This window comes from Nonlabens sp. Hel1_33_55 (assembly GCF_900101765.1).
In the GTDB taxonomy this organism is placed as follows: domain Bacteria; phylum Bacteroidota; class Bacteroidia; order Flavobacteriales; family Flavobacteriaceae; genus Nonlabens.
In genome coordinates, this window is the sequence record NZ_LT627735.1 from 3,171,895 (window position 1) to 3,196,232 (window position 24,338).

The 24,338-nt window shown below is 39.3% G+C and carries 17 protein-coding genes and 2 tRNA genes; 6 read left to right on the forward strand and 13 right to left on the reverse strand.

Translation table 11 applies throughout. The annotated features are described in order from the left end of the window. Positions 1 to 71 precede the first annotated feature (71 nt). Both BLO34_RS14195 and BLO34_RS14200 read right to left on the reverse strand, forming a co-directional pair. A complete protein-coding gene (locus tag BLO34_RS14195) occupies positions 72 to 1,697 on the reverse strand; it encodes a peptide MFS transporter (protein ID WP_090756253.1) in 1,626 nt (541 codons plus the stop codon). A 33-nt stretch (positions 1,698 to 1,730) separates the two neighbouring features. Beyond that, positions 1,731 to 3,884: a S9 family peptidase gene (locus tag BLO34_RS14200; protein WP_090756255.1), complete on the reverse strand. Its 2,154-nt coding sequence runs from the start codon at positions 3,882 to 3,884 to the stop codon at positions 1,731 to 1,733. Positions 3,885 to 4,033: 149 nt separating this feature from the next. On the opposite strand from BLO34_RS14200, the gene BLO34_RS14205 reads away from it, so the two are divergent. Both BLO34_RS14205 and BLO34_RS14210 read left to right on the forward strand, forming a co-directional pair. Then, complete coding sequence (locus tag BLO34_RS14205; protein WP_090756256.1) at positions 4,034 to 5,341, forward strand: hydroxymethylglutaryl-CoA reductase, degradative; 1,308 nt, start codon at positions 4,034 to 4,036, stop codon at positions 5,339 to 5,341. Next, positions 5,341 to 6,282 carry a GYDIA family GHMP kinase gene (locus BLO34_RS14210; RefSeq protein WP_090756258.1) on the forward strand — a complete coding sequence of 314 codons (942 nt, stop codon included), beginning with the start codon at positions 5,341 to 5,343 and terminating at the stop codon, positions 6,280 to 6,282. Before BLO34_RS14205 ends, BLO34_RS14210 begins: the two co-directional genes overlap by 1 nt. A gap of 117 nt (positions 6,283 to 6,399) precedes the next feature. On the opposite strand, the gene BLO34_RS14215 is transcribed toward BLO34_RS14210, so the two are convergent. From BLO34_RS14215 to gldJ, 11 genes are all read right to left on the reverse strand, one after another. Next, positions 6,400 to 8,517: a SurA N-terminal domain-containing protein gene (locus BLO34_RS14215; protein WP_090756259.1), complete on the reverse strand. Its 2,118-nt coding sequence runs from the start codon at positions 8,515 to 8,517 to the stop codon at positions 6,400 to 6,402. A gap of 210 nt (positions 8,518 to 8,727) precedes the next feature. After that, positions 8,728 to 10,002 (reverse strand): hemolysin family protein, encoded by a 1,275-nt coding sequence (locus BLO34_RS14220; protein ID WP_090756261.1) that lies wholly within the window; start codon positions 10,000 to 10,002, stop codon positions 8,728 to 8,730. Continuing rightward, positions 10,002 to 10,196, reverse strand: coding sequence for a hypothetical protein (locus tag BLO34_RS14225; RefSeq protein ID WP_090756262.1), 195 nt, complete (start codon positions 10,194 to 10,196; stop codon positions 10,002 to 10,004). The genes BLO34_RS14220 and BLO34_RS14225 overlap by 1 nt, the downstream gene beginning before the upstream one ends. Beyond that, a complete protein-coding gene (gene lptC / locus BLO34_RS14230) occupies positions 10,189 to 10,764 on the reverse strand; it encodes an LPS export ABC transporter periplasmic protein LptC (protein ID WP_090756264.1) in 576 nt (191 codons plus the stop codon). Before lptC ends, BLO34_RS14225 begins: the two co-directional genes overlap by 8 nt. Beyond that, positions 10,765 to 12,117, reverse strand: a complete 1,353-nt coding sequence (locus tag BLO34_RS14235) for a hypothetical protein (protein WP_090756266.1) — start codon at positions 12,115 to 12,117, stop codon at positions 10,765 to 10,767. Positions 12,118 to 12,151: 34 nt separating this feature from the next. Beyond that, a complete protein-coding gene (locus BLO34_RS14240) occupies positions 12,152 to 13,399 on the reverse strand; it encodes a hypothetical protein (protein WP_231959521.1) in 1,248 nt (415 codons plus the stop codon). Beyond that, positions 13,396 to 14,115, reverse strand: coding sequence for a type III pantothenate kinase (locus BLO34_RS14245; protein ID WP_090756267.1), 720 nt, complete (start codon positions 14,113 to 14,115; stop codon positions 13,396 to 13,398). Before BLO34_RS14245 ends, BLO34_RS14240 begins: the two co-directional genes overlap by 4 nt. A 13-nt stretch (positions 14,116 to 14,128) precedes the next feature. Next, positions 14,129 to 14,203 (reverse strand) — tRNA-Val (locus BLO34_RS14250). A gap of 58 nt (positions 14,204 to 14,261) precedes the next feature. Next, positions 14,262 to 14,334 (reverse strand) — tRNA-Phe (locus BLO34_RS14255). 88 nt (positions 14,335 to 14,422) lie between these two features. Beyond that, the gene (locus BLO34_RS14260) at positions 14,423 to 15,673 is read right to left on the reverse strand and encodes a UDP-N-acetylmuramoyl-tripeptide--D-alanyl-D-alanine ligase (RefSeq protein ID WP_090756268.1); all 1,251 of its coding nucleotides are present in this window, start codon (positions 15,671 to 15,673) and stop codon (positions 14,423 to 14,425) included. A gap of 98 nt (positions 15,674 to 15,771) precedes the next feature. After that, a complete protein-coding gene (gldJ, locus tag BLO34_RS14265; protein ID WP_090756269.1) occupies positions 15,772 to 17,451 on the reverse strand; it encodes a gliding motility lipoprotein GldJ in 1,680 nt (559 codons plus the stop codon). 193 nt (positions 17,452 to 17,644) lie between these two features. Here gldJ and porU point away from each other — a divergent pair, with 193 nt between their 5' ends. The 4 genes from porU (at position 17,645) to pdhA (ending at position 24,336) form a co-directional block, all read left to right on the forward strand. Beyond that, positions 17,645 to 21,475, forward strand: a complete 3,831-nt coding sequence (gene porU / locus BLO34_RS14270) for a type IX secretion system sortase PorU (protein ID WP_090756270.1) — start codon at positions 17,645 to 17,647, stop codon at positions 21,473 to 21,475. Positions 21,476 to 21,515: 40 nt separating this feature from the next. Then, positions 21,516 to 22,700 carry a type IX secretion system outer membrane channel protein PorV gene (gene porV, locus BLO34_RS14275; RefSeq protein WP_090756271.1) on the forward strand — a complete coding sequence of 395 codons (1,185 nt, stop codon included), beginning with the start codon at positions 21,516 to 21,518 and terminating at the stop codon, positions 22,698 to 22,700. Positions 22,701 to 22,703: 3 nt separating this feature from the next. Continuing rightward, positions 22,704 to 23,186 carry a cytidine deaminase gene (cdd, locus tag BLO34_RS14280; protein WP_172823990.1) on the forward strand — a complete coding sequence of 161 codons (483 nt, stop codon included), beginning with the start codon at positions 22,704 to 22,706 and terminating at the stop codon, positions 23,184 to 23,186. A gap of 151 nt (positions 23,187 to 23,337) precedes the next feature. Further along, a complete protein-coding gene (gene pdhA / locus BLO34_RS14285; RefSeq protein WP_090756273.1) occupies positions 23,338 to 24,336 on the forward strand; it encodes a pyruvate dehydrogenase (acetyl-transferring) E1 component subunit alpha in 999 nt (332 codons plus the stop codon). The last annotated feature ends 2 nt before the right edge of the window (positions 24,337 to 24,338 follow it).

Below are 24,338 nucleotides of genomic sequence, written 5' to 3' on the forward strand. Positions count from 1 at the left end.
AATTTACGGTCTATAAAAGCAAAAAACGCACCAAAGAGGTGCGTTTTGAGTGATAAATCAATTTGAGATTACTATCTGATACCGTGCATTTTTGATATCATCCATTTGTTGATTCCCAGCATGATGATCCCAGCGGCAATAGGTATCAACGTAAAGATTAAAAAGAAGCTAACGAGCCCATAATCCTCTAGCATAGGATCCATAAATCCTGCTGTCCATCCACCAATGATACCTGCAAGTGCATTTGCTATAAACCAAACTCCAAACATTAGCCCAACGAGTCTGATAGGAGCAAGTTTACTAACATAAGACAATCCTACAGGCGATACACATAATTCTCCCAGCGTATGGAAAAGGAAGGCCAGAATAAGCCAAATCATACTCACTCCAGCTGATTTAGCTCCTTGCGGAATTTCTAAAGATCCATAGGCAAGAGCAGCAAAACCGACTCCTACCAATATTAATCCTAAAGCGAATTTAACTGGTCCAGAAGGGTTGAAGCGACTTTGCCAGATTTTTGAAAATAAAGGTGCAAATATTATAATGAATAGAGAGTTTAGGACAGAGAACCATGATGCAGCAACTTCAGTAGAATCTGATTGGAATTCGCGAACCAACATCCAAATTACTATCGCCCATATAATTACAAAACTGGTACCTAAAAAGAGATTAGATATCGCATATTTTTTGAAAGTTTGCTTGAAAAGCAATATTAATACTAACGTAATCACGGCTAATGGTATCACTGTGATTATAGTATTAATAATTTTAAATGTAAGTGCAGCGCCTCCTTCTAGCGCTCTGTCTGTATAATCAGCTGCAAAGATGGTCATAGAACCACCAGCTTGTTCAAATGCCCACCAAAAAAAGATGGTAAATAAAGCAAATATGCTAATTACTATAAGTCGATCCTTTACAACTGATGGTGATGGTTCGACATCTTCTTGTGGATCAGTGTGTTGTTTTTCCTGCTCTTTTGCAGAAGCTACTACCGTCATATCTGCAGGGTTGTCAGCATCAGCGTCTACGTAGTCAGTTGCATCTTTAGGAGATAATCCAATTTTACCAAAAATCTTCTGACCGAAGTGAAATTGTAACATTCCAAAAAACATAAATACTCCAGCAAGCCCAAAACCATAGTGCCACCCAATCTGCTCACCTATGTAACCACATAGTAGAATTCCCAAAAATGCACCAGCATTGATTCCCATATAAAAAATCGTGTAACCTGCATCTTTTTCTTTTCCTTGAGTTTTATAAAGTTGACCAACTATAGATGATATGTTCGGTTTAAACATCCCATTACCCAGGATCAAAAGAACAAGACCAACGTAGAAAAAATAATCAGCAAAAAGTTCTAACGCCATGGCAGCGTGTCCCAAGGTCATTACAAAAGCCCCTATTACAATAGCTTTTCTGTATCCAGTAAACTTATCGGCAATGAAACCACCTATAATTGGGGTCAAATAAACTAATCCTATGTACCAACCGTAGAGTGAAGTAGCATCTGCGCGTTCCCATTCCCAGCCAGAGTTTTCATCTGTAAGACTCGCTACAAGGAAAAGTACGAGCAAAGCACGCATTCCATAGTAGGAAAAACGCTCCCACATTTCTGTAAAGAAGAGAATGAACAATCCAGAAGGATGCCCTAGAACAGTTTTTTGGTTCGTTATCGAGCCACCATATTTATATTCCATAATAATTCTATAAGGTTAAGTAAGTTACTGGGTCTAAAGATTTTCTTTGATGAAATTGGTCATCTTGTTATACAGATGGATACGCGTGTTGCCGCCGTAAATACCATGATTCTTGTCTGGATAGATGGCCCAGTCAAACTGTTTGTTCGCTTGAACTAATGCTTCTATCATTTGCATTGTGTTTTGAACATGCACATTATCATCGGCACTACCGTGTACCAATAAATAGTTTCCTTTTAATTTTTTAACGTGATTGATAGGACTATTCTCGTCATAACCAGCAGGGTTTTCCTGTGGTGTTGTCATATAACGTTCTGTATAAATGGTATCGTAATATCTCCAGTTGGTTACTGGTGCTACCGCAATTGCGGTACTAAACACATCGTTACCTTTCAATATACAGTTAGAGCTCATAAAGCCACCATAACTCCAGCCCCAAATACCAATGCGATCTGCATCAATATAATCCATCGCACCTAATTGTCTTGCTGCCTGTATTTGGTCTTCGACTTCAAATTTACCCAATTCTTTTTGGGTAATTTTCTTGAAATCTGCGCCTTTGTATCCTGTTCCTCTTGGATCAACACAAGCGATGATGTAACCTTCATTTGCAAGCATACTATGCCAATAATCATTTGAGCCATACCAAGAATTAGATACAGACTGCGATCCTGGACCGCTATATTGAAACATCAAAACTGGATATTCTTTTGAAGCATCAAAATCCAGCGGCTTCATCATATACATATTCAGGTCATTTCCATTGACATTAATGGTTGAAAATACCTTGGGAGACAATTGATAATCCTCCAACTTGACCAAAAGATCATTGTTGTTCTGAATCTCCCGAACTTGCTTCCCGTTTTTAGCCTCGTTGAGCGTATAAACTGGAGGTCTGTTTACGCTTGAATAAGTGTTGATGTAATACGTGAAGTTGTCGCTAAATGATGCACTGTTGGAGCCTATTTGTGAAGAGAGTTTTTTCTTGCCATTCGCCTTGAGCGATATAGAATAGATACCACGGTTGATGCTACCATCTTCTGTGCTTTGATAATAGATACGTTTAGATTTAGGATCGTAACCGTAATAAGAGGTTACATCCCAATCTCCGCTAGTGATCTGTCGGTTTTCTTTACCGTCAGCATCATGAAGGTAAATGTGTCGCCAGTTATCTTTCTCGCTAGTCCATAGAAAACTACCGTCTTCCAAAAATGTAAGATCATCTGTCACGTCAACGTATGCAGCATCTTTCTCTGTGAATGCAATGCTGGCATTACCGCTTTGATCAATATAATAGAAATCCAATTCGTTTTGATAACGGTTCAAAACCTGAGCGGCCAGCTTACCATTAGGTGAATAATTGATGCGCGCGATATAAAACTCTTCATCTCGATTCAGGTCAATTTCTTTTCTAGTTTTTGTAGATACATCATATACGTTCAATGCCACTATGCTATTGTTTTCTCCAGCTTTTGGATATTTAAAAACGTAAGGTCTTTGATAGAGTTCTTGCCCATAGACATCCATTGAGAATTCTGGAACTTCGGTTTCATCAAATGATATGAACGCGATTTGTGTACCATCTGGACTAAATTCATAAGCACGAACTAGCGAAAACTCCTCTTCATAAACCCAGTCTGTTACACCATTAATCAATAAGTTATTCTCGCCATCGTCAGTAACTTGAACAGTTTCTCCAGTGGTCAAGTCCTTATAGTATAAATTGTTTTCATAAACAAAACCCACCTTTTTTCCATCAGGAGAAAAGGAAGCGCTGCGCACAAGATTCTCGCTCAAAGGTGTCAATGTTTTAGTTTTTAAATCATAAACATGAACCATGCTGTTAGCAGATCTTCTAAAAATTGGAATGCGTTGCGATACGATCAACATCTGCTGCTCGTCCTCACTCAAGATGTAGTTACGTATGGGTAGATCAATATCATTACTGGAAACAAGTGTAGCGATTTGATCGCCTGTTTCATAACTGTATTTGTCAACGGTCTGGCTGCGGTCTGCATTATAGTTGAGTACTAGGTATTCCGTACCGTTCTTTAATGAGTTAAGTGACTGCAGGCCATTTGTAGAAAAAGTTCCTGAATAGATGTCCTCTACCGTTATGTTTTGTTGTGCGATGGAAACACTACTAGATAATAAAAATGCTAGTAGTAAAGTGATGTTTTTTATCATGAATTTGTTTTGAAAAAGCCCAATAATGAGCAATATCTGAACCTAGCTCAATTTTACTAAAAATATCCCAATTAATAAGGGTTTTGAGCGATTATCCGTTTGATTCCTTTTCCTTATGCATTGTATATTTACATATTTAAACGCCATTCATGAATCAATCCGTACAAGGTTTTTCAAAGCTTTCCAAATCCCAAAAAGTAGACTGGTTGATTTCCAACCATCTCGACAACGACGATACCGCAAGAACGACGATCCTTCAATACTGGAATACAGATGAGAAGCTGCAGGAATTGCACGATGGTTTTAGTGAGAATACGATTACTAATTTTTATTTGCCTTTAGGTTTATCGCCTAATTTTTTAATCAATGACCAGCTCAAAACTATTCCCATGGTTATTGAAGAGAGCAGTGTAGTGGCTGCTGCGAGCAAGGCAGCAAAGTTTTGGTTGCAACGTGGTGGCTTCAAAACGACCATTAAGGGCACTACAAAATCAGGGCAGGTACATATTAAATATGATGGATTGCGCAGTGAGATGGAAGCTTTTTACGCTTTCGCGAAAGCGGACTTACTTCAATCCATACAACAAATCAACGCCAGCATGAAATCTAGAGGTGGCGGCCTGCAAGAACTACGATTGGTAGATAAAACGGAAGCCTTAAGAGGTTATTACCAACTGCACGCGACCTTTGACACACGCGATGCGATGGGCGCCAACTTCATCAACACAGTCCTAGAGCAACTGGCAACAACGTTCAAACAAAAAGCTGCTGATTTTCAAGGTTTCTCCATCGCCCAACCAGAAGTGATCATGTCCATCTTGAGTAACTACGTCCCAGAATGCCTGGTGAACGTCAAGGTCTCATGTCCTGTGGAAGATATAGGCACGATAAACGGTGTTACAGGTGCAGGATTTGCTCGCAAATTTGTGGAAGCAGTGGAGATTGCCACGGTAGAGCCTTATCGCGCGGTCACCCATAACAAAGGAATAATGAACGGAATCGATGCTGTCGTACTGGCAACCGGCAACGATTTTCGAGCAGTAGAAGCTGGAGTACATGCGTATGCGGCCCGTAGTGGTCAGTACCGCAGTCTAACCAGCGCGAGTGTAGAAGATGAGGTTTTTACATTTGAAGCAGATTTTCCGCTGGCGCTGGGAACTGTTGGTGGTCTAACATCTATACATCCATTAGCCAAATTATCCCTTCAAATCATGGGACAGCCCAATGTACAGGAATTAATGTCGATTACCGCAGTCTGTGGATTGGCACAAAATTTTGCGGCACTCCATTCATTGGTAACCACTGGAATCCAATCAGGTCATATGAAAATGCATTTGACCAATATGCTGGAACAAATTGGAGCCGCTGATGCCGAGAAAAAAGCGTTGAGAAAAGAATTCAAGGATAAAACACCCAGTTTTTCCGCCTTGAAAGAATCGCTTGCAAAAATGCGCTAATGGAAACAGCTACTTCGTTATTTAAAGTTGAGAAAGCCTCGTTTTCGGCTCACGGTAAATTTTTACTTACTGGTGAATATGCCGTTCTCGATAACGTGGATGCACTTGCCATACCGCTCAAACTTGACCAACGGCTTGAAATCGTACCACGATCTGATGAAAGCATACAGTGGACGAGTTACAATGTGGATGGAACAATTTGGTTTCAAGATTCTTTTGAAATAGAGCAAATCACTGACGTGAGGTTTAAGGGTGAAAGTGATGTTTCCAAAAAACTGATTGAAATTTTGAGAACTGCACTGGAGCTGGTTGGTTTGGTTAATTTTAGCAATGGTTTTGAAGCTACCACTCAGTTGGACTTTGATTATAAATCGGGTATGGGAACTAGTTCGACGCTTATTTCCATGGTGTCTCAATGGTTGGGTTGCGATCCTTATGAATTGCAGTTCAAATGTTTTGGCGGTAGTGGTTACGACATCGCCTGCGCACAAGCCGACTCACCTATAGTATATAATTATAACGACGGACAACCGCAAGTTGTTCCTATAAGCTATCAGCCAGAATTTAAAGATCATTTGTTCTTTGTGTACCTCAATCAAAAGCAGGACAGTCGTGACTCTATTGCCAGCTTCAATCCTGACAATCTAACTCAAGAGAACAGAGACCGACTGAATGAAATGCCCAAGACATTCCTAGAAACCGAAGTTGATTTATCAGCTTTTCAGGAATTACTGCAAAAGCACGAGGCAATCATTGGTGAATTGATACTAATGCAACCCGTAAAAAAAGCCCAGTTTCCAGAATATGTAGGTGCCATCAAATCCTTAGGCGGTTGGGGTGGCGATTATGTTATGGTTACTGGAGATGAAATTGCTCAACAATATTTCGTTGGCAAAGGATTCACGCAGATTTACAGCTGGAACGATGTCGTTTTAGATTGATGGATTCTTCTAAATTGGAATTTTAAGAATACGGTAAATCCTGAGTGATTGGTGGGTACAAATAAAAACGCCTTTTCAAATTAATGAAAAGGCGTTTTTTATGGTTAGCTCAGAATCCTAGTAGAATACTGATCTTTTGTCTTCAATCTTAGTGGCTTTTTTCAAAGCTTCAACCAACGCAGAGGTTGATTGATTAGCCGTACGTTGTGCCACAGTTCTAGAATCATTTGTGTAGTTATCAAGATCAGGAGCATTATCAATACCTGTAAGCTTGATCACAAAAACACCTTTGTCTCCTGCAATAGGAGCAGAGGTTTGTCCTTCTTTAAGGCCAAATGCCGTTCCAACAACTTTAGGCTCTTGACCTACACCAGCAAGAACTGGTGACATACGGTTTACTGCATTAGCAGTGCTTACCTGTTGCTTTTGATTGGTAGCGATAGTATTCAAGTCAGTAGAATTGATCTTAGCTTTGATCATCTCTGCTTTTTTCTTGTTTCTTAAGATAGGAGTTACCTTAGGACTAGCTTCTTCCACAGTCATCAAACCTTCCTCACTTACTCGTGATAACTTAACGACCACATAACCTTGAGTAGTTTCAAAACGTTCCACATCACCAACTTCACGATCATTATTGAACGACCATTTTACAATGTCACGATTACGACCTAAAGCAGGAAGACTTTCATCCAGAGCTTTAAGGTTTCTTACTGGTGTTGCTGTAACCTCGTATTCCTTAGCTAGCTCGTCAAAATCTCCAGATTCTGCCGCTTGTTGGAATTTTTGAGTTTTAGTGTATAATGATTTGCTTGTTGACTTTGATGCGTTAACTCTTTTTGCAACGGTAGCAAGCTTGATAGCTTCTCCAGCACCAGCTGTTTCATCAATTCTAATTACGTGATAACCAAAATCACTTTCTGCCACACCAACAGTACCTTCGTTGTTCGCATAAAGAAATTTGGTATAACCTGGAGCAAATTGAGCTGCATTACCTGAATAAACTACCCAACCTAAATCCTGTGCTAGGATTTGTGGTTCGTTCTCCTGATAATATTCATATTTCTCATCGTAGTTATCCTTGCTTTGACCAATGGTTCCTAGAATGCTATCTGCCATTTTCTTTGCAGCAGCTTTATCACGAGTTACATCAGATCCAGCTCTGGATGCGCCTGCAAAGGAGACTAGTATGTGTCTGTTCTTGACACTGTCATTGATGGTTTTTTTATCCTCAATTTTAGAGATCTTAGCAAATTCGCCATCGTTGTAAGGGCCATAAATTTCACCTACACTTAAATTAGTCAATTCACGCTGCGATGGAGTCAAGCTAGAAACCATTGTGTATCGATTGGAGTAAGGAAGATCAGAATTTGCGTTAATAAATAATTCTGTGTTCTGAGTGTCTCTCAAACCTGCTACAGATTCGGTTTTCTTAGTCTGCTCATTATATTGATTGGCTTTGCTGCCTATCAAAGAACTTAATTCTTTGTTGATAGCAGTTACATCTTCTGTTGACGCCTTATCCTCAAACAAAACATACTCAATGTCACGTTGAGCATCTGCCTGGAATTGCTTCTCGTTTTTCTTGATGTAGTCTTTAATGTCAGATTTGATAATTTCTACAGCAGAATCTGATATGCTAGAGTAAGGTATATTGACGTATTGAAAATCACGTTTGTCATTTTCTAATCTGTAGGCAAACTCACCATCTGTTCTAGTTCCAATAACACCACTTTTAAGTAGTGTAAAAAGTTTTTGCTGGCGTACTTGATTTTCTGCACTGGCAAGGTCTTGCGCCCATCCTTGTGGGTTTTGAGTTGCAGCTTGATTCACGTACTGCGCAAAAAGAGCATCAGAAAACTGACCGTTTTCGTCCTGAAATTGAGGAAATCTAGCGTAAGCTGCTTTCATATAATTAGAAACCTCTTCATCAGTCACCTGAATACCGGCTTCATCGATTTGTTGCTTTAACACAGCGTCACGAACTTGTTGTTCCCACACACCATTAACGGCTTGTATCGTTGACATTCCAGCACGTTGATTCATGCTCGCTTCAACCTGTCTGGTGAATTGTTGACGATCAAGTTCTGTATCGCCCACATAACCTATAACGTTTTGATCCTCGCTAGTAAAACTTCCTTGACGTATCAAGTCACCTATGATAAAGGCAAAAAGTGCTAGTGCAATAATGATAATCAGAATAACTCCTTGAGACCTGATTTTACCTAAAATGGCCATGCTCTGTATTTTAAATTTAAACGGTGGCGAAAATAGCGTTTTCCGCTCAATTATGGAAGTTGAAAGTTCTTTAAAAGTCCTTAGAGAACTGGATAGTTAATTACTTGTGGTTGTGCATGATGTATCTGGTTACGCTTTCGCGAAAGCGAACTCATTTTCAAACATTGCTTTAAACAAGAATAGTTAAGTTCTCAATTAGTAATCTGACAACTATTCTTCAGGAATGATATTGAGTTCTACCAGGTCAATTTTGTTATTTGATTTCTCTAGAATTTTGAATGCAAATTGCTCCACAATTACCTCTTCCTGTTCATTTGGGATATTCTCTGTAACGTGAACAATCAGGCCACCTAGAGTTTCATACTGTTCACTTTCTGGAAGATCCAGTTTGAAGCGTTCATTTACATAATCAACCTCTAGTCGAGCGCTTAATTTAAAGCTGGTATCACTCAACTGGCTCTCAATGAGTTGATCAGAATCATGCTCATCCTCAATCTCACCGAATAGTTCTTCCACAATATCCTCAACTGTGATGAGCCCAGAAGTACCGCCGTACTCGTCTAAAACTATGGCAATACTTTTATGGCGTTTGATGAGTATATTTAATACATCCTTGACCAGCATGGTTTCTGGAACATTGATCACATCACGACGTATTTGTGTAATTTCTTCTGGAGATTTGAACAGGTCAAAACTGTGAACGTATCCTGTGATATCATCCATTGTATCCACATGAGTCAAGATTTTACTCAAACCTGTGGCGACAAATTTTTTGCTTAACTCTTTAATTTCAGAACTTTCCTGAACGGACACCATCTCAGTTCTAGGCACCATGACCTCGCGAGCTTTAAGCCCTCCAAAATCCAAGGCATTTTGAAAAATCTGAATTTCAGTATCTACATCTTCCTGCTCTTGGGCGCTTTCCATTTGCTCTGTGATGTAGTTTCCCAACTCCAATTTTGAAAAGGAAAGCTGGATTTCATCGCCTTTGGATTTGAAAAAAGTTTTCAAAACAAAGTCTGACAATTGAATACAGAACCATGATATACCCCAAAATAACAGGTAAAACATATATGCTGGAATGGCAAAAAACTTGAGAAGCTCGTTGGCATAAATCTGGAAGAATACTTTAGGCAGAAATTCTGCAGTAAGTAAAATTACCAACGTCGAGATAACAGTTTGAAGCAATAGCAGTTGAAAGGCATTATCAACTAGTGGTGGATACCATTCTGCCAGTTGTACGGTGAGCAAATCACCCATCGCAAAACCGTAGACTACCAGCGCTACACTATTACCAATCAACATTGTGATGATAAACTTTGAAGGCTGTGCCGTCAGGTTTCGTAACACGCGGCCAATAAAGTCCTGCTGGCGTTTTTCCAGCTCAATGTGGATCTTGTTAGAGGAAACATAAGCGATCTCCATTCCAGAGAAAAAAGCACTCAAAATGAGCATGCTTATGATAAGAAGAATTTGTTCGAACATTACGGTTTGTTGCGATCTTCAAATCTACGACGAAAACGTCTCTTGAAGAAAAACATAAAAATGGCGAGCGCCGCCATTCCAAATAGCATGTAGGAACGTTGTGGCGACGCGCCCAGTTCATAGATGCCTGTTATTATAAATAGTACAGCAAAAAATAAGTAAGCGTACTCAAAGTATTTGAAGAATTTACCCATCAGTTGGTTTTACATAATATTGATCTCGAGCATTGCGCACGAGAGCTTCGGTTAGTTTCTCATTAGAATCTATAATATCGCCAGAAGTTTGACTGCTGTTATTCAATTCAGTTCTAAATGGTTGATTGGTAAAAATCCACTTGGATTTTTGATCCCAATATAATTGATCACCATAGAACTTATTACCATCTGTTGTTTCTATAACTACATTTCCTGTGAGGTCCACGAGATCAGTCTCATTGTAGATCACTCCATGATCTGACGTTATAGTCGTTTTATTCACCGCCGTTGAATCTTTGGTGTCATAAACCTCTACTTTCAATCCATCTGGAAATTCTGTGTAGGGAAACTCATCGTTGGAGTAATCAAGCATCAATTTTCCTGAAAGAGTGATTTTTAATCGACCGCTATCTGTATGCTTCAATAGCATATTTTCAACCTCATTAGTAGGTTCATTGGAGACTGTATTCATTTTGGCAATCTCTTCCAAATTATCTGTACATGCCAAAAAACAGATCACGGCTATTGCCGTGATCGTTATTTTTAGAATGTTTTGAATTCTTATCATTTATGGTACTCTAACTGATTCTCCAACCCAACAACTAAAAGTGATGGTCTTACCAGACATGTTATCCATGAAGATATCCTGCTTTTGAGGTGCTCTACCATTATAGCTAGCTGCCGCTTGTGCTGCATTAGATTTTATGGAAGGATCTACTGCTGCCGCTTTATTTGCATATCGTGCTGCTACCCAGTTGATCGCTCTTTTCTCAAATATGGTTGATCCACAGCTATTAGCACTACTTGCAATCATATTTGCAATTTGAAGGAATGGTGATCCAAAAGATGGCTTAGCATTGTTAGACTCAATAAATTCTCTTTTTGCACTACTGTATTGACCTTGATCTTTATAAGCAATTCCCTTTTTGTAGTGAATTCTAGACTCTAGATCTTTATTTACACCTAAGGATATAGCTTGATCCCAATATTTGAATTTCTCAGATTGAGTTGTAGCGATGTTACCTAAACCATAAGCAGTTTTAGCACTTGGGTTAATATCATGTAATGCTTTTACTGATGTTATATACAATGGTGCATCTGTACATTCTTTAGCTTGTAATCTTCTTAGAACGTTTGATAACCACTTTTCATCAGTTTTCTTGTTTTCAAATTCTGCCTCATATAGCGGTATAAGTTTATCACAATCTGCAAGGGAACCTAGTGTAGCATTTACGCTTCCCATCACGATACCGTAGTTCTTGATGTTAGTTTCCTGTGCTTCCATATCGCTTTGCTCATCCTCAGTCAAAGAGCCAGTCGCTTCTTTATCCATGTAGTTGTTAAGGATCATACCTCTTTCATCTTGAACATTTTCAATTTGAAGAGTCAACTCATCATAAATATCAAAGAATCCTTGAAGATCAATTTTTTGAGCTTCGTAGCGGTTTTCAACTAGCTTAAAGTAGGTGATCATCGCATTAGGATCTGTAAACTCCTCTGGATTATCTCTAAACTCTTTATCTAGTATGGCATATACCTCATCTTCAGTACCTATGTTGTACTTGTACATCGCACGAGCTTTTTCAACCATCTTTTTACTGACGTTGATTTTTCCTGGAAATCTATTGATCTGACCGTCGAACATCGCGATAAGCCCTTTGGCATTATCCATTTCAGTTCCTATTTCTTGTCTCAGTCTGTGCTCATAGATGCGCTCGCCGTACTGGTAAATGGCAGCACTTGCGTCCGGACATTTGTTTACAAGTGGATCTAGCTGTTTAAAAGCCTCATCATAACTTCTTGCTTTTGCATTTTCTGCAAAGATTTGAAGCATTACCGTACAGTCGTCTGCTTCTTGCGCTTTCGCGAAAGCGAAACTAAAAACGGCTATTGCTACCAGTAAGATGCTTTTCTTTTTCATAGTAATGGTTTTATCGTGTTTTGTTAATTGGTTTCTAATTGTATCTTCTTTTTACAAACCAGCGGTCGTTCAATGATAAACCGATGGATATGCTTGCAAAATTTTCTTTTATTAATCCTGCATTTTCAGTACCACGCTGTCCTAATTCAAATCCAATGTTTGCATTTGAGAAAGCTCCTGTGCGTCCTACTGGTAATCCTAATCCAAAAGATATGCCAAACTCATTGATCTCTTCATCGTTGATGATAAGGCCGTTCTCTTCATAGCGGATACCAGCACGGTAAACGATTCTATCCCAATAGCTTGAGATACTATTATAATTTGGGATATAATATCCACCTACACGATAGGAAGAAGCATCAGTAAACGAACTGTTGTCTGGAGCGAAAGATCTGGAAGCGCTGGAACTGGATCCACGTAAGGAATATTCTGCAGCAACATTCCACTTGCGTGGCATCCCATAACCAAAGCCTACGGTTAGCTCTTGTGGTAACTTCAAGTCTTGTTTAGTCTCATCTCCAATTACAGTATTGACATTAGTTTCTATCAATCCTGAAAGGAAAAAAGTACTCAAGCTACGTACGTTTCTAGCAGAAATATCTGACTCTGGTTGGTACACGACCGATGCGTTAAAGCTATGACCATTTGATAGTATGGTATCATAGTTAAGAGCTAGGTTGTAGGATACGCCACTTAGATCTGTTTCATTGGTTTCATTGGTACCTTGTTCGATACCTTGAATAAAGACGCTTGAAGAATTAAGTTCTTCTCCAAAGTTGTATCTAAATTCTCCACCTATACTCAAGCCATTAAATAACTCGTGACCTATACTGAAGTATGCTCTATTGAGCGATCCTTCACCTGTAAAATTAGAATATTGGGGCAATTCAAAATTACCTATCCTATACCCAACAGACTGAATAGGAATCAAACCAAAACCAAAAGCAGTTTTAGGACTTACAGGAATACCGATGCTCAAGTATTCTATGGAAGTCGCATCGTATTGATCGCTACCTTCATCTGAATTTGCAAAAGTTTCTGTGTGTTCCAATCCTATGGCATAGGTAGTAAGCCTGAGCTTGCTATATGACGCTGGGTTTTGAAGATTTAAGTGAATACTATCTGCATAACTGCGTATTCCAGCCATGCTACGATTCTCGATGGTGCCTCTAAATGTTTGCTGTCCCAACCCGAAAAAGGAGTAAGGTGAGGAAGTACGTGATTGTGCCCAGCTACCTGTTAAGGCTAAAAGGAATATCACGGTGAAAATACTTCTAATCATGAATTGATTTTGTAAATGTTATGGATGCCATATAGCATCAAAAAAGGCGTGGCAAAGAAACGGTTTTTCAACTGCTTTACCAATAGATCTGCATCACCGCCGGTTATAATTACGTTAAGATCTTGATGTTGCTTTTTATATTTTTTGACCATGCCCTTGATCTCTAGAGCTAGACCGTTCACCACTCCGCTTTGAATACTGGTTTGGGTGGTGTTTCCTATCAATTGTTGATTGGATTCCGCTTGTAATAACGGTAGGTTTTCAGTAAAATTATGTAATGATTCAAACCTTAACCTCAAGCCTGGCGATATAGCACCGCCATGATAGGTATTTGTTTCATCAATAAAATCATAGGTAACACAAGTTCCTGCGTCAATAATGAGCGTGTTCTGTCCTTTATCTTTCACAACACCGGCAACTAATGCTATACGGTCATTTCCTAAGCTATCAGATTGATAGTTATTTTGAAAAGGGAGTTTTGATTTCTTTGTAATGTAGGTCACGTTCAATAGACGTTCTAAACCATGTAAAAGTTTAATGTCTATAGCGCCAACTTGACAAACGCAAGCATCTTTTAGGTCTGGATAGCTTTTGCAAAAGGATTTGACGTCTGCGATGAAGTCTTTTTCAGAAGAGCGAATGAGATCGTAAACGGTGATATCATCAACAACTGCCAGTTTGATGGCGGTATTTCCTATGTCTACTGCCAGTATCATACTACTTGAATCGTGTGGAATACTGGATTCGAACCAGTGACTTCTACCCTGTCAAGGTAGCGCTCTAAACCAACTGAGCTAATCCCACAATTAAAAAGACTAATGTCTTATAACAAAAAACCCAATCAACGCGATCGGGTTTGCTGTGGTACCTCCAGGAATCGAACCAGGGACACATGGATTTTCAGTCCATTGCTCTACCAACTGAGCTAAGGTACCGTATGCTTTTAAAGCGGTGGCAAATTTACATAAATTATAATTTGACAAAAGAAAAAAGCAGAATTTCTTTCAGGTTTTTTTATACCTCTTAAATAAGTTTAAGAACTTTCTCTAGTGCCATGCCGCGAGAGCCTTTAATTAGAATCACGCTCTTATCTGCTTCGCTTAACTTTAGATCTGATTCTGCAAAGGATTCAAAGCTTTTATATTTTTCAAGAGAAGTACTAGAAACTTTATAGAAATTATCACCTATAAGAATGACGCGATCTATCTTCAATTGATTTGCAAGATCAGCAATATCTTGATGTTCCTTTTCTGCATAATCTCCTAATTCAAACATATCTCCCAGAATTGCTGTCTTGTGTCCAGATTGTCCAGCAAGATTTTCAAGAGCGGCTCGCATACTTGTCGGGTTAGCATTATAAGCGTCCATAATTATAGCATGACCTTTCTGTTCAATGATTTGAGACCTATTGTTTTTAGGAGCGTAGTCAGTGAGACCTTTAATTATTTTTTCTTTTGAGATGTCCATCTCAAGTCCTACAGCAGCTGCTAATTCCATGTTGCCTACGTTGTAAGCACCAGTTAAATTGGTTTGAAATATAGCCTCATCCCATTGTAATATTAAGGGTTGAGAATTCTCAATTTTCAAAATAGGAGCCAATCGTCTCGATATTTTTTCACTTCTCGCGAGTTGTTCCTCATCCTGCTGTCTCACCATTACTTTACCAGCATTTGCAGCGATGAAATCGTAAACTTCACTTTTGCCTTTTTTGACGCCTTCTAAACTACCAAATCCCTCTAAATGTGCTTTTCCGAAATTTGTGATCAACCCATAATTGGGTTCTGCTATTAGGCAAAGACTCGCTATTTCTTTGAGATGATTAGCTCCCATTTCCACAACACCTATCTCAGTTTCTTCATTGAATAAAAGTAATGTGAGCGGTACACCTATGTGGTTGTTGAAATTACCATTAGTTGCCGTCACTTCGTATTGCTGTGAAAGTACGCTCACAATGAGCTCTTTTGTTGTGGTTTTACCATTACTGCCAGTAAGACCAACGACAGGTATATTCAATTCTTTCCTGTGATAATTTGCAAGTTTCTGTAGCGTTTCCAGAGCATCACTCACAACCGTAACATTATCATATTCCTGATAGGATGCATCGCTGCACACGATGTGATGAGCGCCGTTATCCATTGCTGTGGGAACATATTTGTTACCGTCAAAGTTTTCGCCGGACAATGCGATGAATAGTTCACCTTTTTTTAAGGTTCTCGTATCAGTAGATATTCCCTCGCTTTCGCGAAAGCGTTTATATAATTCTCTTAATTGCATGAAATAAAATTAAGCACTCTAATTTGAAATGTGATCAAAAAATAAAGCCGAATTCCAAAAGGAATTCGGCTCAATATTTAATATACAGTAACTCTTAACTAGTTACGTGGACTTTTAGAACTTTTGGATTTTGATCCAATTCTTGACATTGCACAACGGAATCCTAGGTCATCCTTTGCCATGTCTTGTGGATAGAATCTGCGAGTCGCTGGATCCAACCAGTATTCTCGATCTCTCCATGAACCACCTTTTATAACACGCACCTCATTATCAATAAGTGTGCTTCTAGTGTTTGCCTGGTCGTATTCTCTAATCACATTACCATCTGCATCAACGCTTACACGGTGTTGTGGTGAATCATACATTCTTTGATCAGGATCTAGTTCGTCACCAGTACCAAAGAATTTAGAGGACTGTGCATCACCATCACGGAAGTTTCTGTTATCACTACGATCAAAGTTCGTTCTCAAATAAGTTTCTTCATCATCAACGGCAACTTGCTTGATTTCTCCTGGAATCGTTCTGGCAATTAATTTACCATTACTCAACGTGTCGTAATCGATGGAGTCTGCAGATACTACTTCAACTTTGCCATCAGGACCAATACTGTTTTTTGTATACACGTTACCACGATAGTAGTTAAAGTCATTAAACTCGTCATCAACGATAGGACGGTAAACATCTGCTACCCATTCTGATACGTTTCCTGCCATGTCGTACACTCCAAAGTCGTTAGGCTCATAAGATTTGATAGGCGCTGTAATATCAGCTCCATCATCACTCCATCCTGCGATACCACCATAATCTCCATCACCTTGCTTGAAGTTGGCTAAATGATCACCTCTGTTTTTGCGACTACCGCTACGAGTATATTGACCATCCCATGGATATTTCTTTCTACCTCTATAGGCATTGTATTCTCTCAAACTTCCTAATCCCAAAGCTGCATATTCCCATTCTGCCTCAGTAGGCAAACGGTAAGCACCTGGTAAAAGGATTCCATCTTCTCTTCTTACGTATAATCCTGTAGTGTCTGTCTCACGACGCTCTGCTAGTTTACCGCGTTCCTTTTCAAGACGCTCAGATGCACGACCACCTCTTGTGATGGAATCGTTTCCACCGTAAACTAATGTTGGTGCATTTAAATAAGTTTCTGTGTTGAATAATTCACTTGCGGTAGCTTTACCTAGTTGATCTTTTGGCACGTAGCCTTGATCTACAAGAATCTTTTCATTAACACGATCAGTTCTCCAGTTACAAAACTCAACTGCTTGTATCCATGATACACCTACTACCGGATAGTTGGCATAAGAAGGAAAACGCAAATAGTTCTTGGTCATTTCCTCGTTGTACCCCAAACGGTTTCTCCATACCAATGTGTCTGGTACAGCGCCGTTGTAGATGCCTCTGTATTGCTCATCTTCTGGTGGGAAAACTCTCTTTACCCAGTCAAGCATTTCCAGGTACATACCGTTAGTGACCTCAGTCTCATCGATGTAGAAAGATTGAACATGTTGTTGATTAGGAGTATTGTTCCAGTCATGCATAGGATCATCCTTGACACGACCCATGGTAAAAGTTCCACCTTCAACAAACACAAGTCCTGGAGCGGCGTCCTGATCTTTATAGTTTGTTTTTAGTTCAAAGCCATTTTTACCTGTGACATCCCAACCTGTACCTCGAGATGTATTTGAGTAATCATTACCGCCGCCACAGCTTACCATAAGGATGGAACAAACTGCAATTACCGTTAGATTAAATAGTGAGTAGTTTTTCATTTACTATTATGATTTGAAAATCGAGACGCAATATAATAACTTCGCTTTATAGATGATAGGGTTTTGCGTAGATTAAAAAAGTTGCGCTGTTAAAAAATAAAAAACGTTTCATAAGCTTGTTTATTTTACCGGTATCTATTTTTTTTAAAATCGAAGGGATAATATCTCCACGAGCACAACGTTTATTCCTTAGATGAAACACTTCTTTACTCTTGTATTCCTTATCATTACTACGATTGCTCTTGCTCAGCAAGAAACAGTCAACCTTGAATGGAATGGTAGTACTTCTTATCAAGTAGGAGATCAAAGTATTGATTTGCCGTATTTTGAAAACGGATTTGTATACGATTCTGAAAAATTAATTTTTTCACAGCTTTTATCGACGAATGGTAAAATAGATCCATTATCGGCAAATTTTTCGAATATCGACACGCAAACAATTCCTAGTTCTGAACTTTTAGATCTTGATAGATCACAAATTCCAAGTCGTGCAGAAATGGTTTTGAGTAATGCGCTTTCGCGAAAGCGTAATTATGCCCACATTCAGTTCAATCCCATCTATAAGGATGGCAATTCCTATCGTAGAATCAATTCCTTTACAGTTACCTACAGTACAGCTTCACCCGAAGCAATTGCAAAAAACAGCAATTTCACTAATTCTGCTCTGGCGAGTGGTGACTGGTTCAAGTTTAGAGTGGATAAAACAGGTGTACATCGCATCACTAGAGCTTTCTTGGATAATCTAGGAATGGATGTTTCAAATATCGATCCAAGAAGAATTAAAATTTATGGTCAAGGTGGTACATCACTACCATTAGTAAATGCCGAAAACGAATTCTATGATCCTGCACAAATAGCTATTTCAGTTACCGGAGCTGCAGATGGCCGGTTTGATTCTGGCGATGAGATTCTTTTTTATGGAGTGGCTACAGACACAGAATATGTGGCAGAGAATGACAGTTTTATCAACCCATACACTGACGAATCCATTTATTACATCACAGCCAGCGGTGGTGATGGAAAACGTGTACTGCCTCAAATCAATAGCAATAGTAATGCAACAGTGACCTATGATTACTATCAATCCACTAAGTTTCATGAGGTCGATGAACGCAATATAGGTTTGATAGGAAGGTTGTGGTATGGTGAGCGATTTTCTATTGAGCCAGAACAAACTTTTGAATTTGAGTTCAATAATTTAATTAGCAGTAGACCTGCTACTGTTCGTATCACTACTGGTGCCATTAGTGATGTGTCGACCAGTATGAGTTTTACCATCAATGGACAATCGTTAGGCACCAGTACTTTTACAGGACTGGCTAACGATAATATTGCCGTCGCAAGAAGAGCCTTGCTGTTTAATAATAATGTGACTCTTTCTAACGGTGACGTATCGGTCGCTTTGACTTATAATAATGCTGGAATACCAGCGTCACAAGGATACCTTGATTATATAAGAATCGATGCCTTTGAATCCTTGACAGGTATAGGTGAGCAATTTTCTTTTACCGTTCCAGAAGCTTCTACATCAAGCGGCGTAGGTAGATATCAATTTAGTAAGGCCGCTGCTATTAGTGAAGTATGGGAAGTAACCGATCGATTCAACATTACAAAAATTGAAAATACAGAGAGTCTCAGTGATTTCTCATTTATCAGCAACCTGGGAACTGCTCGTAAATTTATTGCTATAGATAGATCAGATTTTTTTGCACCCATCAGCGTTAATAATTCAAGAGTTGCAAATCAAAATCTAAAGGGAACTATTTTCAACGATGTTTCGGGAAATTTTAGAGATGTAGATTACCTTATTATCACTCCGCAATTTCTACAAAGCCAAGCTCAAAGACTAGCAAATTATCATGTTAGAGAAAGCAATTTGAATGTAAAAGTTGTTTTGCTGGATCAGATCTACAGTGAGTTTTCTGAAGGAAGGCAAGATATCAGCGCTATCAGGAATTTTGTGAAGTATGTATATGACAATGCCTCAGATCCATCAAGACGTGTTCAATACTTGAATATGTTTGGTGACACCAGCTATGACTACAAAGATCGAATTCCTGTTCAAGATAATATTGTTCCATCATTTCTTTCAGCAAATAGTACGTCGTTGACAAGTTCTTATGTCACAGATGACTTCTTTACCTATATGGATCCGTTAGAAGGTACTGTTGCGACCAATAATCTTATGGATCTTGCAGTAGGTCGCATGATAGTGAGTACAGTGCAGGAAGCTAGAGAAATGGTGGACAAAATTGAAAGCTACACAGCGGTACCTGCATTTGATAGATGGCGTAATAATATCACCTTGATAGGTGATGACGTCGATATAGTTGGAGATGCCATTTTGCAAAAGAGCGTTAATGATTTAGGTGATGAGATATTTAGCAACAGACCGGACTATAATGTGCGCAAGATTCTTCTTGATAGTTACAATCAAATCAGCACTGCTGGTGGTCCTCGATATCCAGATGCAGTTGACGATATTAAAAACGCCTTTGAGCAAGGCTCACTGGTGATCAATTATTTTGGACATGGTAATGAAGACGGGTTAGCTCAAGAATTTATTATAACTCAGACCCTTGTAGAGCAGTTGAGAAATCCCACCACGCTACCATTATTTATTGCTGTGACTTGTGAATTTACGAGATACGATAACCCGCAACGAGTGAGTGGTGGTGAACGTACTTACCTCAATCCCGATGGTGGTGCCATTGCTCTTGTCGCTACCAATAGATTAATATTTATATCTACCGGCGTGACTTTGAATGATACTCTTGACGAGTATCTTTTTGGGTTTGAGAATGTTGAACCTATTTCAATGGCAGAAGCCTTAAGATTAGCAAAAACAGATCCTTCACTCGCTAATAATGGCACACGTAGAGTTGTGGCCTTCGTAGGAGATCCAGCATTAAAATTAGCCTTTCCATCACCTAGAGTAGTTCTAACCGAAGTAAATGGTCAACCTGTTGCAAACAGCACACAACTTAGAGCTTTGGATCGAGTCAATTTAGCTGGTGAAGTTCGAACCATATCAGGTAATCTTATTGCTAATTACAATGGTGAGGTAAGTGTTACCGTATTTGATAAAGAAATTGAGCGCACCACATTGGGAAATGATGGGATTAGAATCAATGGTGAGTTGGAACAAATTGATTTTAGACAACAAGGGGAGGTTTTATTTAGAGGACAAGCAACAGTAGAGAATGGTTTATTTAACGTTGATTTTGTGATGCCTCGAGACACTCAAATTCCTTTAGGGAATGGTAGAATCTCATTTTATGCTAAAAGAAATAACCTTCCAGAAGATCAAAATGGTTTTTCTGAAGATGTTCGCATTGGCGGGATCAATGAAAATGCTCCTCAAGATGATTTGGGTCCAGAGATTGAATTATTCATGAACGATCGCAACTTTGTTTCTGGAGGTATTACAGATGAAAATCCATTTATTCTCGCCTTCTTGAATGATATAAGCGGTATAAATACTGCCAGCGGCATTGGACATGATATTATAGGAATTATTGACGGCGATGAGACCAATCCATTTGTGCTCAATGACTATTATGAGGCGGCTGTGGATGATTTCACATCTGGAAAAGTCTACTTCCCATTACGCGGGATAGCTCCAGGACTACATACATTGACTGTAAAAGCCTGGGACACTTACAACAACAGTTCCACGCAAGAAATTCAATTTGTCGTTGCCAGTGGCGATGGGATTGAATTAACCAGAGTTCTAAATTACCCTAATCCATTTACTACCTACACTGAGTTTTGGTTTAATCACAACAGACCTTTTGAACCTTTGGAAGTGCAAGTTCAAGTCCTAACGGTCACCGGTAAAATTGTATGGTCCCAAAACCAAACCGTAACAACAACTGGATTTACATCTAGAGAAATTACATGGGATGGCGTGGACGACTTTGGACAGCGGTTGGGAAAAGGCGTTTACATTTATAAGATTACTGTAAAAAGTACGTTATCCAATGAGACCGCGAGCAAAATTGAAAAACTCGTTATCCTATAAATAATCATTACCATATATTTACGAATATTAAACCACCTACATGAGAAGAGTTTTATTACAAGTTTTAGTAATTGTTATGTTTTTTGCCGGTATGGTCCCAACCGCAGCTCAAGTGAGATCTCAGGATTCGAGAGTTGTTACTACGGCGCTGCCTTTTCTAAGAATTGCAGGTGATCCTAGATCTGCAGGTCTTGCAGATATGGGAGTTGCTACGAGTCCAGATGCATGGAGCCAGCAATGGAATCCAGCAAAGTATTCATTCATGAGTCGGGAACAAGCCATTGGTGTAGCATACACGCCATACTTAGGGCAACTTGTAAATGATATAGGGATTGGACAATTAGTATATGCAAACCGTATCAATGAGCAAAGTGCCTTTGCTGCTAGTTTGAGGTATTTTGGTTTAGGGACGATATTCATTACGGAGGACGGAGAAAACGGATTTGAAGAAAACCCTAACGAATTTGTACTAGACGGCTCCTACTCATTAAAATTATCAGATCAATTTTCCATGGCAGTTACCGGTCGTTTTTTACGAAGCGATCTTAGATTTCAAGCCACAGATCAAGATGCAACTGCTGCCAGTAGTTTTAGTGTAGGTGTATCTGGATATTATCAAAGTGAAGAAGTACCTATTGGAAATATGTATGGTAGATATCGCGGTGGTTTTAACGTGTCTAACATAGGTCCTAAAGTTTCTTATGACGTTGGTGGTAGAGAAGACTTTTTACCAACTAACCTAGGTCTAGGTGGTGGAATTGATTTTTATCTCAATGACGGTTTTAGCAAAATAGGTTTAACAGCAGAATTCAATAAACTGTTGGTTCCTACACCACCAATTAGAGAAGATGGTGACGAGAACGATAATGGAGTTCCTAATGAAATTATTGAAGGTCAAGACGATGATGTTAGCTTCTTTAGTGGAATTTTCCAGTCATTTGGTGATGCACCAGGTGGTGGAGCAGAAGAGTTGAGAGAAGTAACTTGGGCTCTGGGAGCAGAATATACTTATGATGATAGCTTTGCAGTAAGAACAGGTTATTTCAATGAGGCAGATGAAAAAGGTGGCCGTAAGTTTCTTTCTTTGGGAGCAGGTTTCCAGTTCTCTGAAATCAATGTAGATTTATCCTACTTATTTTCTACCAGTCGTGTACGTTCTCCTTTGGAAGGAACATTGCGTTTTGGGTTGACGTTTAACTTTGGGGATGAGTACCTAGAATACTAGACTATCAAACAAATTACCATAAATACGGTTATCGATGTTTTTGATAACGTAAAAGAGCTGGATCCACAAGTCCAAAAACTTATGGATGAGGCTATCGTTGCTAGGTCAAACGCTTATGCACCATATTCCAAGTTTACCGTTGGTTGTGCATTAATGCTTGAAAACGGTGAGATCATCCATGGCAATAATCAAGAAAATGCTGCTTACCCTTCAGGTTTGTGTGCAGAGCGTGTCGCTATTTTTGCCGCAGGAGCCAACTATCCTGGCGTTGCAATTGTGAGAATGGCAATTACTGCAAGTCCCGTGGATGATAGCTTTGAAAAACCGGTACCACCTTGTGGCGCTTGCCGCCAGTCCATTGCAGAATATGAGTCAAGACAAGATCAACCCATTGAAATATTCTTCATGGGAGCATCGGGAACAGTAGCGAGATCAGGCTCACTGGCAGATTTACTACCACTCATTTTTGACCGCAATTACCTATAGAAAATTCGCAAGGATTTAACCGCTCAATAGGTTTTCCCTTATTCTTTTTTCAGTTATTTTTGTTTTCCTTTGAGAAAAGATCGAACTGGTTGTCCAGATGGATGATATTTAGTTCGCTTTCGCGAAAGCGAGATAAAAACAACTACCATACATGAAAAAAGTAACTAAAGAAGTCCTACTAAAATGGTATGAGGACATGCTGTTCTGGAGAAAATTCGAGGACAAACTTGCACAAGTCTATATTCAACAAAAAGTACGTGGATTCCTGCACCTTTATAACGGTCAAGAAGCCATACTAGCTGGAGCACTTCACGCCATGGAATTAGGAAAGGATAAAATGATTACAGCATATCGTAATCACGTTCAACCTATTGGAATGGGTGTTGATCCTAAGCGTGTAATGGCAGAATTGTATGGAAAATCAACCGGTACCTCCCAAGGGCTTGGTGGTTCCATGCACATCTTTTCAAAAGAATTTAATTTCTACGGCGGGCACGGTATCGTCGGTGGACAGATTCCGTTGGGTGCTGGTATTGCATTTGGTGATAAGTATCACGACCGCGATGCGGTAACATTGACGTTTTTTGGTGATGGTGCTGCCCGTCAAGGATCTTTACACGAGACTTTTAACCTAGCTATGTTATGGAATCTACCTGTGGTATTCTGTGTAGAGAATAACGGTTATGCCATGGGAACAAGTGTTGCTAGAACTGCCAACCATACAGATATCTGGAAATTAGGATTAGGCTATGAGATGCCTTGTGGACCAGTTGATGCGATGGATCCAGAAAAAGTTGCCGAAGCTATGCATGAGGCAATCGAACGTGCACGTTCAGGTGGCGGCCCAACATTCCTAGAATTAAAAACATATCGTTATAGAGGTCATTCGATGAGTGATGCACAAAAATATCGTACTAAAGACGAGGTTGCAGAATATCAAAAAATTGACCCAATCACACAAGTCAAACAGCGCTTGTTAGATCAAGAAGGAGTCACTGAAGAGGATATCAAGAAAATTGATAAACGAGTCAAAGCAAAAGTTTCAGAGTGTGAGAAATTTGCTGAAGAATCTCCTTTCCCAGAAAAGAGCCTCATGTACGACGCTGTATATGAACAAGAAGACTATCCATTTTTACCTTCAAAACTATAATC

Bases quoted from the DNA above. Each gene is read 5' to 3' on its own strand.
- pdhA (WP_090756273.1), top strand. From the start codon at position 23,338: ATGAAAAAAGTAACTAAAGAAGTCCTACTAAAATGGTATGAGGACATG.
- BLO34_RS14200 (WP_090756255.1), bottom strand. From the start codon at position 3,884: ATGATAAAAAACATCACTTTACTACTAGCATTTTTATTATCTAGTAGT.
- BLO34_RS14245 (WP_090756267.1), bottom strand. From the start codon at position 14,115: ATGATACTGGCAGTAGACATAGGAAATACCGCCATCAAACTGGCAGTT.
- BLO34_RS14235 (WP_090756266.1), bottom strand. From the start codon at position 12,117: ATGAAAAAGAAAAGCATCTTACTGGTAGCAATAGCCGTTTTTAGTTTC.
- BLO34_RS14210 (WP_090756258.1), top strand. From the start codon at position 5,341: ATGGAAACAGCTACTTCGTTATTTAAAGTTGAGAAAGCCTCGTTTTCG.
- porU (WP_090756270.1), top strand. From the start codon at position 17,645: ATGAAACACTTCTTTACTCTTGTATTCCTTATCATTACTACGATTGCT.
- BLO34_RS14240 (WP_231959521.1), bottom strand. From the start codon at position 13,399: ATGATTAGAAGTATTTTCACCGTGATATTCCTTTTAGCCTTAACAGGT.
- BLO34_RS14215 (WP_090756259.1), bottom strand. From the start codon at position 8,517: ATGGCCATTTTAGGTAAAATCAGGTCTCAAGGAGTTATTCTGATTATC.
- BLO34_RS14220 (WP_090756261.1), bottom strand. From the start codon at position 10,002: ATGTTCGAACAAATTCTTCTTATCATAAGCATGCTCATTTTGAGTGCT.
- BLO34_RS14205 (WP_090756256.1), top strand. From the start codon at position 4,034: ATGAATCAATCCGTACAAGGTTTTTCAAAGCTTTCCAAATCCCAAAAA.
- BLO34_RS14225 (WP_090756262.1), bottom strand. From the start codon at position 10,196: ATGGGTAAATTCTTCAAATACTTTGAGTACGCTTACTTATTTTTTGCT.
- BLO34_RS14260 (WP_090756268.1), bottom strand. From the start codon at position 15,673: ATGCAATTAAGAGAATTATATAAACGCTTTCGCGAAAGCGAGGGAATA.
- BLO34_RS14195 (WP_090756253.1), bottom strand. From the start codon at position 1,697: ATGGAATATAAATATGGTGGCTCGATAACGAACCAAAAAACTGTTCTA.
- gldJ (WP_090756269.1), bottom strand. From the start codon at position 17,451: ATGAAAAACTACTCACTATTTAATCTAACGGTAATTGCAGTTTGTTCC.
- lptC (WP_090756264.1), bottom strand. From the start codon at position 10,764: ATGATAAGAATTCAAAACATTCTAAAAATAACGATCACGGCAATAGCC.
- porV (WP_090756271.1), top strand. From the start codon at position 21,516: ATGAGAAGAGTTTTATTACAAGTTTTAGTAATTGTTATGTTTTTTGCC.